Source organism: Bradyrhizobium sp. SSBR45G (genome assembly GCF_030159255.1).
In the GTDB taxonomy this organism is placed as follows: domain Bacteria; phylum Pseudomonadota; class Alphaproteobacteria; order Rhizobiales; family Xanthobacteraceae; genus Bradyrhizobium.
The window spans coordinates 1-12,791 of sequence record NZ_BSCT01000021.1; the positions used below are offsets into that span (position 1 = coordinate 1).

The window sequence follows — 12,791 nt, forward strand, 5'->3', positions numbered from 1 at the left end:
GTTGGAATCACAACTGATTCTTCGCCGCAAGTCTATTTTAGCGCCTATGGGCGAAGGCCGGGACCCATACCCCCAGGGAGCGGTTTGGGCCACGCTGGTCATTGGCCCTTTGCCCGACACGTCCGCCAAGGCGTATGGATCCCGGATCTGCGCCCGCCGCCGCTTCGCGCCGGCCGGCTTGTCCGGGATGACGGCGGTGGGTTGGACGATGCACTTGCCCAACAGCTCAGTTCTGTAGGGTGGGCAAAGGCGCGCCGAGCCGTGAGTTGTTTGCTCCGCTGCAGCGCGCGCCGTGCCCACCATTTCCACCACTGACGCCGATGCGCGGTGGGCACGCGACCGCCCTGCGGGCGGCTGCTTTGCCCACCCTACGGCCGCGTTGCTCGTAGTCCGATTTTACATCTCAAACAGCGATCGACATGGGGACGCAGTCTCGCGGCAAATGATGCCCGAGGGTTGCGATCAGTTCGTCCCTCGCACGAGTGCAGAGGGCGCAGGGAATGCCGGGTGAAGGCCTCACCCATGGCCCGCCTGCGAACAAAATGCAGGCGGCAGGTACCACAGGTGCAGCCGACAATCCGGCATTCCCTGCGCGACGGGCTTACGGCTGCTTCGCGATCTCCCCGGTGCACCGGCTATTTGGCCACCGTCATCAGCGCCGTGCATCAGCATCAGCGCCAACTTGACCTCAGCGTCGGGAGGCCAGGACCACGCGACTTGACCGTCCGTGACAGCCCGTTCGTCCGCACGCCCAGAGGACATGCTGCGAGCTCTCGCGGCCATCGCATCCCCACCTCGCGTGTCGTGACGATCGCGCGCAACGCCCCTCTGCGATGAGGCGGGATGCGCAGATACAATCATGATTTCCGTAAAAGCGCAAGAGGATTATATTTATCGGAAGTTTGAGAGCGCTGCCGCGTCGTTTCCGGGCTTGACGTCACCCACGGAGGGGCGGGGCTGAAACACGCCATGCGACAATGTTTCACTCGACCCAAGGGTGGCGTCTCTGCATAGGCGTTGTACTCGCCGGCAAGTGAGACTCGAGCACGTCTATCGCGACTTTGTACCAGAGCCGAAGCGCGCCCCACTCTTCCGGACCTTCACCCCACCACGATAACCTTACACCAGCCATGTAGCCGCCGGCCTCAATTCCGTATGTGGTGCCGTCGAGCCCAATGCCGCTGATCTTGACGAATGGTGGAATGCTGATGGCTCTCAGGTCGCGCAACAGCGACGATACGACTGCCTCGGCCAAGCCAGCCTCCGAGGCAAACGTGTCGTGCCAAATTTCCCCTGCCGCAGACCGTCGGAGATATACGACACGGCGGACAAACCACTCGCCCTGGTCAGCAATTATTGTCCAAGAGCTTTCGGGGTCGAAGCTCGGCTGGCGCCATATTCGCACTTCCTGCGTAGCGCGCGGGCGGCGGACGAGACCCGCAGACTTAAGGGGTCTCTCGAGTTCCCGTCTGGCGTCTTCTTCCGTCTGCACTCGAATCTCCGTTCAATCGAGCCGGGCACCTGCCGATACGGCAAGGGCGCACAAATGTCTGACGTTGGCACGATGCGCAAGTGCCGGAACGCTCAGCGCGGTGGCGTATTGGTGGAGCGCAATCCACCATGATGCCACGCTGACGGATCCAATCCTCCTGCGGCCTTGCGGGAGCTTTCGACAAGTCTAGATCAAATCATCAACCGTGATCCGCAGCGCGTCGGCGATCTTCTTCAACGTTGCTGCGGTGCCAGGCTTCTGACCGCTCTCGCCTCCTGAGCCAGCACCATGCCCCACATCAGAACCAAGGCCCCGGATGTCATCTGCGATGCCATCCGGTCTCTCCGCGCAAGCCAGGGCTATCGCATTTGACGACCAGGATTTTGCACTCGACTGCTTCCTCGTCGTCATGGCCGGGCTTGTCCCGGCCATCCACGTCGTCCGGCATGCTGAGAACGACGTGGATGCCCGGGACGGAGCCCGGGCATGACGACGTGGAGACGGATTCGCGAAAAACTCAGATCGGTCATATGCGATAGGCCTGCCCCGCAAGCGGGGCGAGGCTGGCAGAGAGCCGGCCGCCACACTTTGGCCCCAAGCGCGATGGCGCCCCGTTCCCCGCTTCAAACCCGCCCCCCGATCCTCTACAAGCCCCCCATGCTCGGACGTATCTTCACTGTCGGCGGCTATACGCTGCTGTCTCGGCTCACCGGCTTTGCCCGCGACATCATGCTGGCGGCGATCCTTGGCGCTGGGCCGGTGGCCGACGCGTTTTTCATTGCGTTCCGGCTGCCGAACCATTTCCGGGCGATCTTTGCCGAGGGGGCGTTCAACGCGGCGTTCGTGCCGGCCTATGCGCATGTCCATGGCGAGAAGGGGCCGGCTTCGGCGAGCCTGTTTGCCGACCGGATCTTCACGCTGCTCTTGGCCTCCCAGATCGTGCTGCTGATCCTCGCCTGGGCCTTCATGCCGCAGGCGATGACGATCCTGGCGCCCGGCTTCACCGACGATCCGACGCAGCGGGACCTGGCGATCACGCTGACGCGGATCACCTTTCCCTATCTACTGCTGATCACGCTGGTGACGCTGTATGGCGGCATGCTCAACGTGATGCAGCGCTTTGCCAGCGCCGCGGCCGCCTCGATCTTCCTCAACATCGCGATGATGGCGACGCTCGCGCTCGTGGTGTTCTTTCCGACCGCCGGCCATGCGGCGGCGTGGGGCGTCCTCATTTCCGGGTTCCTGCAGTATTTTCTGCTCGCCGGCGATCTCGCCCGTCATGGCGGGCTGCCGCGCTTTGCGCCGCTCAAGCTCGACGAGGACATCCGCGCCTTCTTCAAGGCGCTGGGGCCGGCGACGTTGGGCTCGATGGGCACGCAGGTCGCGATGTTCGCCGACACGATCATCGCGACGTTCCTCCCCGCCGGCGCGATCTCGGCGCTGTACTATGCCGACCGTCTCAACCAGCTGCCGATCGGCGTGATCGGCATCGCCATCGGCACCGTGCTGCTGCCGGAGATGTCGCGGCGGTTGACCGCTGGTGATCATGACGGGGCCATGGAGCAGCAGCGCCGCGCCTTCGAGTTCACGCTGTTGTTCTCGGTGCCGTTCGTCGCCGCCTTCCTCGCCGTGCCCGACGTCATCACGCGCGCGATGTTCGCGCGCGGCGCCTTCACCAAGGGCGATGCGGCGGCCGCTGGCGCCACGCTCGCGGCCTATGCCGTCGGCCTCATTCCGTTCGTGATGATTCGCAGCGCGGTCTCGACCTTCTATGCGCGCAAGGACACCGCGACGCCGGTGAAGGCCTCGCTCACCGGGCTGACCGTCAACGTCGTGCTGAAGGTGCTGCTGATGGGCTCGCTGGCGCAGGTCGGACTCGCGCTGGCCACCGCAATCGGCGCCTGGATCAATCTGCTGCTGGTGCTCGGCTTCGCCGCGCACAAGGGCTATCTCCGTTTCGACCGGCGGCTCACCAGATCACTCCTCAAATTCGCCAGCACCGGCGCGGTGCTGGCGGCCGTGCTGTGGGGGACGTCCTCGTTGGCGTCGACGCATCTCGCGTTCGTCGGCCGCGGGCAGGACGAGGTGGTGCTCGGCCTGCTGATCCTGGTCGGCGCCGTGGTCTACGCAGCAGCCATTCTCGTGCTGTTCGGCCCACGCTGGCTCAAGGCGCTGGTGCGGCGCTGATGTGGCGGCGTTCTGTACGGTGCCCTGCACGCGAACTGATAGGTCATGCGCGTGCGCCGTTTACGCCTTGCGCCGCCGCAGCGCCGCTCATATGGTCTGCCCGGGGAGAGATCGGCGTGAGACGACGGCGGCACAGTGCAGGGTGGGCGAGGAAGGCGGTCAGCATTGCGGCCGCCTATCTGATCGCGCTGCAGGTGGTGCTCGCCGGTCTGATGTCGGCGCAGATGACGGCCGCGGCCGCCAGCGATCTCGGCATCATCTGCACCGAATCGGACGGTGGCGCGGCCCACGGCACGAGCACGCCGAAGCCGGCCCTCCTGCACAAGGACTTCTGCGCCGTCTGTGCCTTTGCCGCCCATGCCGCGCCGGTGCCGGCGCCGGCTGTGGAAACGCTGGTGCGCCGCGCCAGCGCGCTGCGCCTCGCCAGCTTCGCCGCCTGGGCCGCGCGCGATACCCGCCTCCGTGAACCGCGACTGTCGCAAGGACCTCCCGCGAACGCCTGACGTCGGTTTTTCGTCCGGTTTCGTTCGTCCAGAGGTTCATCATGTCCCGTTCCGTAACCGCGCTTTGCGCGGCGACGTGCCTTGTCACGTTGTCTTCCCCCTGTTTCTCCCAAGCCCGCCAAGAAACCACTTTGCCGATGGTCACGGTCGACCCGGCCAAGCGCACCGCCGCGCGCCCGGCCAAGCCCGCCAGCACTGACCGCTCCGCCGCCAGGACACGCGCATCTCGATTCGGCGCCGCGCCGCAGACCGCCGCCGCTGCTCCCGCCGGTCCGGCGCCGAGCCGGACCTCGCCGACCACGCAAGCCGCGACGCAGCGCATCCAGCAGACGCCCGGCGCGGTCGCCGTCGTGCCCGACACCGCGTTCAGGAACGCGCCCGCGCAGACCATCAAGGATGTGCTGGACTACGTGCCCGGCGTGTTCGCGCAGCCGAAATGGGGCGACGACACCAGGCTGTCGATTCGCGGCTCCGGCCTGTCGCGCAACTTCCACCTGCGCGGCACCCAGCTCACCCTCGACGGTGTGCCGATCAACACGGCCGACGGCTATGGCGACTTCCAGGAGATCGACCCGACCGCCTATCGCTATGTCGAGGTCTACAAGGGCGCCAATGCGCTGCGCTATGGCGCCAATTCGCTCGGCGGCGCCGTCAATTTCGTCACGCCCACCGGGCGTGATGCCTCGGCCTTCGAGAGCCGGCTCGACGGCGGCGCCTTCGGCTATCTGCGCGGCCAGGCCTCGACCGGCGGCGTCTATGGCGCGGCGGATTACTTCGTCACCGGCTCGGCCTCGCGCGTGGACGGCTATCGCGACCACAGCTGGGGCACGGCCGAGCGCGGCAGCGCCAATCTCGGCTACCAGGTCTCGCCGGATTTCGAGACCCGCTTCTATCTGAATGCCAACTCGGTGCGGCAGCGCATTCCGGGCGAGGTCAGCAAGACCAGCGCGCTCAATTCGCCTCAGACCGCCGCGGCCAACAACGTCCTCAACGACTGGCAGCGCAACATCGACACCGTCCGCGTCGCCAACAAGTCGACGCTGCATCTCGACAGCACCGATGTCGAGTTCGGCGTGTTCGCCGTCGACCGGCATCTGATGCATCCGATCTTCCAATGGCTCGACTACCGCTATCACGACTATGGCGGCTTCGTGCGCGCGGTCGACGATCGCGAGATCGGCGGCCATCGCAACCGCTTCACCGTCGGGCTGAACATCCAGAACGGCAGCACGGATGCGAACCAGTTCGTCAACACCGGCGGCAACAAGGGCATGCAGATGTCCTCGCTGGTGCAGACTCCGGAGAACTACACGCTCTATGGCGAGAACGCCTGGTACGTGGTGCCGAGCGTTTCGTTCATCGCCGGCGCGCAATTCCTGCACGCCGTGCGCAGCCAGCAGGTCAACTTCTCGCTCAATGGCGACGTCGCCGGCCGCGCCACCTACGATCTGCTCAGCCCCAAGGTCGGCGTGCTCTGGGACGTCGATCCGGGCTGGCAGGTGTTCGCCAACGTCTCGCGCAGCGGCGAAGCGCCGAGCTTCGGCGAGGGCAATGGGGCGGCCACGCGCTTCTACGACATCAAGGCGCAGACCGCGACCACCTACGAGATCGGAACGCGCGGCCGCCGGCCGGATGTCACCTGGGACTTCGCGCTGTACCACGCCGATATCCAAAACGAGCTGCAGTGCTTCTACTCGTCGTTCGGCAATTGCAACGTCACCAATGCCGACAAGACCGTCCATCAGGGTGTCGAGGCGGGCCTTGGCGTCAGCCTTCTCAAGGGGCTTGCCGTGAAGAGCGATACGCCCGATCGCGTCTGGCTCAATCTCGCCTACACCTACAACGACTTCCGCTACGATAACGACGCGACCTGGGGCAACAACCGCCTGCCAGGCGCGCCGCCGCATTTTTTGCGCGCGGAGCTGCTGTACAAGCATCCGAGTGGTGTCGCGTTCGGTCCCAACATCGAGTGGGTGCCGCAGGCCTATTTCGTCGACAGCGCCAACACGCTGTCCACCGACCTCTATCTGCTGTGGGGCCTGAAGGCGACCTATGACGATGGCAAGAATTTCTCGGCCTATCTCGAGGGCCGCAACCTCGCCAACAAGGCCTATATCGCGACCACCAGCATCATCGATCGCGCCACGCCGACGTCGACCCTGTTCAACCCCGGCAACGGCCGCGGCGTCTACGCCGGCCTCCGCTACAAACTGTGAGGATCAGCGCGATGCTCAATCATGAAACTTGTCTGCAGACCACTGGAAGGAACTCTGTCGTGAAATCGATCCTGCTCGGCCTGGCCGCTCTGTCCGTCGCACTCTCTTGCGTCCAGGCGCAGGCCCATGTCGTGCTCGACAAGTCAGAGGCGCGCATCGGCAAGACCTTCAAGGCCGTGCTGGCCGTGCCGCATGGCTGCGAGGGGGCCGCGACGGTGCGGCTGACCGTGCAGGTGCCGGAAGGCCTGATCGCGGTGAAGCCGATGCCGAAGCCCGGCTGGACCATCGAGGTCAAGAAGGGCGCTTACGCGCGCGCCTATGATTTCATGCACGGCCTCAAGCTCGGCGACGGCGTCAAGGAGATCAGCTGGAGCGGCCGGCTCGAGGACGGCTTCTACGACGAGTTCACCTTCACGGGCTTCGTCGCCGACACCTTCAAGGGCGGCGATGTGCTTCCGATTCCGGCGATCCAGGACTGCGAGACGGGCGCTGCGAAATGGGTCGAGATCGCCGCGCCCGGCCAGGATCCGCACGCGCTCAAATATCCCGCGCCGCTGCTGCGGCTGACGGCGGCCGAGCCGCCGCGCGGCGTGTCGAAGGGCGACATCACCGTGTCCACCGGCTGGAGCCGCGCCACGCCCGGCGGTGCCAAGGTCGGCGCCGGCTATTTCGCCGTCACCAATACCGGCCGCGAGCCGGACCGGCTGGTCGCGGCCAGCAGCGATGTGGCCGAGACGGTCGAGATCCATGAGATGTCGACGCGGGACGGCGTCATGGTGATGCGGCCGATGGAGGAGGGGCTGGCGATTCCGGCGGGACAGACGGTCGCACTGTCGTCGGGCGGCATCCATCTGATGCTCACCGGCCTCAAGGCGCCGCTGGTCGAGGGCAAGACGGTGGCGGTGACCCTGCAGTTCGAGCGGGCCGGCAAGATGGCCGTGCTGCTCGACGTGCTCGGTCTCGGTGCGCAGGCGCCCGGTGGCCAGCAGGGCACCAGCGGCTCCGCGGAGCATGCGCATCATTGACGGGAGATGAAGGGGGCCGGTGCCGCGGGAGGCCCGGGGCCGTCCCGATTGCAACGCAACATGAGTTGATCCTGATCTGGCCGAGAGTTGACCAATCGTGGTCCCGTGCGACGCCATTGGCGTTTGCGCGGGCTCGCGTTCCGCTGCAATATGGCACCAACAGTCGCGACAATGCAGCGGGAAGTGAAACGAATGGCAGCTCCAATCAAGTTCGGCATGGGACAGAGCGTTCTCCGCAAAGAGGATGACGCGCTGATTCGCGGCAAGGGCCGCTACACCGACGATCTCGCGCCATCGGCCGCCCTGCATGCCCTGGTGCTGCGCTCGCCGCACGCCCATGCCAAATTCACCATCGACGTCACCGCGGCGCGGGAGCTGCCGGGCGTGGCGCTGATCCTGACCGCCGCTGATACCGCGGAACTCGGCGGCCTGCCGTGCCTGTTCAACCTCGAGACCGATCCGTTCACCGCGCCTGTTTATCCGATCCTGGCCAAGGACGAGGTGCGCCACGTCGGCGATGCCGTCGCCTTCGTCGTCGCCGACACGCTCGATCACGCGCGCGATGCGCTGGAGGCGATCAAGGTCGAGTGGACGACCTTGCCGGCGGTGACCGGCGTCGTGAATGCGATCAAGCCGGACGCGCCGCAGGTCTGGGCCGAGCACAAGGGCAATGTGCTGTTCGACGTTGCGATCGGCGACAAGTCCGCGGTCGAGGCCGCCTTTGCCAAGGCGCATGCCGTCGCCGAGATCCGCATCGTCAATCCGCGCGTCGTGGCGAGCTTCATGGAGACGCGCGCCGCCGTCTGCGAATACGACGCCAAGCGCGACCATCTGACCTTGACGGCGGGCAGCCAGGGCAGCCACCGGCTGCGCGACATTCTCTGCCAGAACATCCTGAAGATGCCGACCGAGAAGATGCGGGTGATCTGCCCCGACGTCGGCGGCGGCTTCGGCACCAAGCTGTTTCCCTATCGCGAATACGCGCTGCTCGCGGTCGCAGCCAAGCAGCTGCGCAAATCGGTGCGCTGGGCCGCCGACCGCTCCGAGCATTTCATGGGCGACGCGCAGGGCCGCGACAACGTCACCACCGCGAAGATGGCGCTGGCCGCGGACGGCAAGTTCCTCGCCATGGACGTCGACCTGATGGGCGACATGGGCGCCTATCTCTCGACCTTCGCGCCCTACATCCCGCATGGCGGCGCCGGCATGCTGCCCGGCCTCTACGACATCCAGGCCTTCCACTGCCGGGTGCGCACGATCTTCACCCACACCGTGCCGGTTGACGCCTATCGCGGCGCGGGCCGTCCCGAGGCGGCCTATGTCATCGAGCGCCTGGTCGATGCCTGCGCGCGCAAGCTCGACCTCAGCGTTGATGCGGTCAGGCGCAAGAACTTCATCGCGCCGCGCGCGCTGCCGTACAAGACCGCGACCGGCAAGGTCTATGATTCCGGCGACTTCAACGCGCATCTCAAGCGCGCGATGGAGATCGCGGAGTGGAAGGATTTTTCCAAGCGCGCCAAGGCGGCGAAGAAGGACGGCCTCATCCGCGGCATCGGGCTGGCGAGCTATGTCGAGGTCTGCGGCACGATGGGCGAGGAGACCGCCAATGTGCGGCTCGATCCCAATGGCGACGTCACCATCCTGATCGGCACGCAGTCGAGCGGGCAGGGCCATCAGACGGCCTATGCGCAGATCGTCGCCGAGCAGTTCGGCCTGTCGCCGGAGCGCGTCCACATCCATCAGGGCGACACCGCCGAAATCGCGACCGGCCTCGGCACCGGCGGCTCGGCCTCGATTCCCTCCGGCGGCGTCAGCGTGCAGCGCGCCACCCATGAGCTCGGCGACAAGCTCAAGCAGATTGCGGCCGAAGCGCTCGAGGCGGGCTTGGGCGATCTCGAGATCGCCGACGGCGTGATCCGCGTCGCCGGCACCGACCGCGCGATCTCGTTCGCCGATCTCGCCAAGCGGCCCGGCGTCGATCCCGCCAAGCTCAACGGCAGCGCCACCTTCGCCAGCGCCGACGGCACCTATCCGAACGGCACCCATGTCGCCGAGATCGAGCTCGATCCGGCCACCGGCATCATCAAGATCGTCAACTACGTGATCGTCGACGATTTCGGCGTGACGTTGAATCCGCTGCTGCTGGCCGGCCAGGTCCATGGCGGCGCGGTGCAGGGCATCGGTCAGGCGCTGATGGAGCAGGTGGTCTACAGCAATTCGGATGCGCAGCTCGTCACCGGCAGCTTCATGGACTATGCGCTGCCGCGCGCGGCCGACGCGCCGTCCTTCACCTTCGAGACCCACAACGTGCCCTGCAAGACCAATCCGATGGGCGTCAAGGGCGCGGGCGAGGCGGGCGCGATCGGCTCTTGTCCGGCCGTCGTCAACGCGATCGTCGAAGCCCTCTGGCGCGAGTACAAGATCGATCACATCGACATGCCGGCGACGCCTGAGCGGGTCTGGATCGCGATCCGGGAGCAGCACCGCCGTCACAGTCTCTGAGGACTCTATCTCGCAGCACTCTCCGATATCCGCCTCAATTCCGGAATAACCCGCCGGAACAGGGGTTGACCGAACAGAGACAACCCGTTCAGGTGGGCTGGACGGATTGTGACAACAAAGGAGCGAATTGATGAAGCGGACTGTCGTGGTAGCAGCAGCGTTGCTGCTGGGGGCCGGCGCCGTGATGGCACAGGACAATCTGGTCAAGCAGAGCCAGGACACCATGAAGGCGAACGCCAAGAACCTCGGCGGTGTCCTGATCGCCATGGTCAAGGGCGAGAAGCCGTATGACCAGGCCGCCGTCAATGCCGCTCTGGCCCAGCTCGACGAGACCGCCAAGAAGCTGCCGACGATGTATCCGGCCAGCCTGAAGGGCGCCAAGTTCGAAGGCGACTACGGTCCGTCGCCGAAGATCTGGGAAGACCAGGCCGGCTTCAAGACCAAGATCGAGAGCTTCGCCAAGGTCGTCACCGAGGCCAAGGCGAAGATCAAGGATCTCGACAGCCTGAAGGCGACCGCGCCGGGGATCGGCAAGGAGTGCGGCGGCTGCCACGAGACCTTCCGTCTCAAGAACAGCTGATCCGACGTTACATCGATGAGGGCGGACGCGGCGTCGCGTTCGCCCTCATTCGTGTTCGCCTCGTTCGTCTCGCTCCCCTTTGGTCGCGTCCGGTTTGTTCGCGCCGCGTGGGCGTCATATCGTATCCCGCCGCGCCGACTGCGGACTGATACGTCCCTCCCTGCTGTGACGGAGCCACCATGCTACGACGCCTCCTGCTTGCCCTGTGTGTGCTTGGCGCCGCCGGACTCGCGGTGTTCTGGTGGTTGACGCAGCCGTCGACGGTCACGCTCGCGGCCGCCACGCGGGCGCCCGATCTCGCCAACGGCCAGGAGATGTTCAACATCGGCGGCTGCTCGTCCTGCCATGCGGTGCCGAACCAGCCGGATCGCCTCAAGCTCGGTGGCGGCCTGCCGCTGGAATCGCCGTTCGGGACCTTCTATGCGCCGAACATCTCGCCCGATCCGAACGATGGTATCGGGCGCTGGAGCGAGGCCCAGTTCGTGAATGCGGTCGTCAAGGGCGTGTCGCCGGGCGGCAGCCACTACTATCCGGCGTTTCCCTATACCTCCTACGCGGCCGCGAAGGTCGATGATGTCAGAGATCTCTTCGCCTACATGAAGACCTTGCCGCCGGTCGCCGGCGCCTCGCGGGCCCACGATCTGCCGTTCCCGTTCAACATCCGCCGCACCGTCGGTGTCTGGAAGCTGCTGTTCTTCGACGACAAGCCGTTCGTTGCCGACGCGTCGCGCCCGGCGGAGTGGAATCGCGGCGCCTATCTGGTCAATACGCTCGGGCACTGCGCCGAGTGCCACAGCCCGCGCAATCTGCTCGGCGGCATCAAGACGGCGCAGCGCCTTGCCGGCGGGCCCGATCCGGAAGGTCACGGCTTCGTGCCGAACATCACCCAGAAGGGCCTGTCGGACTGGGGCGAGAGCGATATCAGCTATTTCCTCGAGACCGGACAGCTGCCCGACGGCGACAGCGCCGGCGGCTCGATGGCGCGCGTCATCCGCAACACTTCGCAGCTGACGCCGGAGGATCGCAAGGCGATGGCGATCTATCTGAAATCGCTGCCGCCGGTCGAAGGCCCGCCGAAGCCCAAGAAACCTGCGAGCTAAGCCGGCGAGCTGAGAGAGCCGCTAGATCGGCTTGAAGCTGCCATCGCCCTGGATCACCGTCAGCGAGACCGGCGGCGGGTTGTCCTTGCGCGCGCTGCCGAAGCTGACGACGAGGCCGCCGATGTCGAACTGGCCGACCTCGTTGATGATGCGCAGCAGCTCGGCGCGCGTCGGGTTCGGGCCGGTCATCGCCAGGGCGCGCGCGACCAGGCGGCCGGTGATGTAGCCCTCGAGCCCGATGAAGTCGGGCGTCTGGCTCGGATCGAGCGCTTTCATCGCGGCCTGGTAGTCGGCGACGATGCGGCGGTCGGTGTCCCAAGGGAACGGTACCACCTCGGAGACGATGACGCCGCGGCCCTCCGAGCCGAGCTCCTTGGCGAGCGCATTGCCGCCGACGAAGGACACCGCCGTGAAGGTCGGGTTGAAGCCCGAGCGATGCGCCATCTTGATGAACTCGGCGCACGGACCATAGGTGCCGACCAGGATGACGGCTTCGGGCTCGGCGCGCCGGATCACCTTGAGCGCCGCGCCGACGGCGCGGGTGTTGCGCTCGAACGTTCCTTCGGCAGCGAGCTCCAGACCACGGCGATCGAGATGGGTCTTGACGCCGGCCAGCACGTCGCGGCCGAACGAGTCATCCTGATAGAAGATCGCGATGCGGGTAAGACGCAGCTCCTCGGTGAGATGCTTGATCGAAGCCTCGGCCTCGGCCGCGTAGCTCGCGCGGATGTTGACGATGTTCTGGAATTCGGGCGCGCGCAGGAATTCGGCGCCGGAGACCGGACCGATGAAGGGGACGTCGTTCGAGGCTGCGATCGGCGCGGTGGCGATCGCGGTCGGCGTGCCGACGGCGCCGATCAGCGCGAACACCTTGTCCTCGTAGATCAGCTTGATGGTCTCGACCACCGAGCGATCTGGGTCATAGCCGTCGTTGCGGCTCGCCAGCTTCAGACGACGGCCGTAGACGCCGCCCTTGGCGTTGAGCTCGTTGAAGGCGGCGAGCAGGCCCTGCCTGGCCGCCTGGCCAAGTGCCGCCGATGGACCTTCCAGCGCCGCAACCTGGCCGAACAGGATCGAGTCGTTGGTGACGCCGAGTTCGTCGGCCGAAGCCGGTGCGAGCGGAACCAGGCCCGCGAGCAGGATGAGAACGATGGATTTCCGGAAGCTTGAGAACCAGTTCATTGCG

At 66.0% G+C, this 12,791-nt stretch carries 10 protein-coding genes; 7 read left to right on the plus strand and 3 right to left on the minus strand.

The annotated features are described in order from the left end of the window. Positions 1–982: 982 nt before the first annotated feature. Both QQL87_RS22340 and QQL87_RS22345 read right to left on the minus strand, forming a co-directional pair. Positions 983–1,255 carry a hypothetical protein gene (locus QQL87_RS22340; protein WP_284420982.1) on the minus strand — a complete coding sequence of 91 codons (273 nt, stop codon included), beginning with the start codon at positions 1,253–1,255 and terminating at the stop codon, positions 983–985. 423 nt (positions 1,256–1,678) lie between these two features. Next, on the minus strand, positions 1,679–1,903 hold the full coding sequence (locus QQL87_RS22345; protein WP_284420981.1) for a hypothetical protein: 225 nt from the start codon (positions 1,901–1,903) through the stop codon (positions 1,679–1,681). A 246-nt stretch (positions 1,904–2,149) separates the two neighbouring features. On the opposite strand from QQL87_RS22345, the gene murJ reads away from it, so the two are divergent. From murJ to QQL87_RS22380, 7 genes are all read left to right on the plus strand, one after another. Continuing rightward, on the plus strand, positions 2,150–3,679 hold the full coding sequence (murJ, locus tag QQL87_RS22350; RefSeq protein ID WP_284420980.1) for a murein biosynthesis integral membrane protein MurJ: 1,530 nt from the start codon (positions 2,150–2,152) through the stop codon (positions 3,677–3,679). A 116-nt stretch (positions 3,680–3,795) separates the two neighbouring features. After that, positions 3,796–4,182, plus strand: a complete 387-nt coding sequence (locus QQL87_RS22355; RefSeq protein WP_284420979.1) for a DUF2946 family protein — start codon at positions 3,796–3,798, stop codon at positions 4,180–4,182. A gap of 41 nt (positions 4,183–4,223) precedes the next feature. Further along, positions 4,224–6,398, plus strand: coding sequence for a TonB-dependent receptor family protein (locus QQL87_RS22360; RefSeq protein WP_284420978.1), 2,175 nt, complete (start codon positions 4,224–4,226; stop codon positions 6,396–6,398). 59 nt (positions 6,399–6,457) lie between these two features. Next, positions 6,458–7,423, plus strand: a complete 966-nt coding sequence (locus QQL87_RS22365) for a DUF1775 domain-containing protein (protein ID WP_284420977.1) — start codon at positions 6,458–6,460, stop codon at positions 7,421–7,423. A gap of 192 nt (positions 7,424–7,615) precedes the next feature. Next, on the plus strand, positions 7,616–9,925 hold the full coding sequence (locus tag QQL87_RS22370; RefSeq protein ID WP_284420976.1) for a xanthine dehydrogenase family protein molybdopterin-binding subunit: 2,310 nt from the start codon (positions 7,616–7,618) through the stop codon (positions 9,923–9,925). 130 nt (positions 9,926–10,055) lie between these two features. Next, on the plus strand, positions 10,056–10,505 hold the full coding sequence (locus tag QQL87_RS22375; protein WP_284420975.1) for a c-type cytochrome: 450 nt from the start codon (positions 10,056–10,058) through the stop codon (positions 10,503–10,505). A gap of 179 nt (positions 10,506–10,684) precedes the next feature. Continuing rightward, entirely contained in the window at positions 10,685–11,605 is a 921-nt protein-coding gene (locus QQL87_RS22380; RefSeq protein WP_284420974.1) for a c-type cytochrome, read from the plus strand. A 21-nt stretch (positions 11,606–11,626) separates the two neighbouring features. Here the strand turns inward: QQL87_RS22380 and QQL87_RS22385 are convergent, their stop codons facing one another. Beyond that, positions 11,627–12,787, minus strand: coding sequence for an ABC transporter substrate-binding protein (locus QQL87_RS22385; RefSeq protein ID WP_284420973.1), 1,161 nt, complete (start codon positions 12,785–12,787; stop codon positions 11,627–11,629). Positions 12,788–12,791 lie beyond the last annotated feature (4 nt).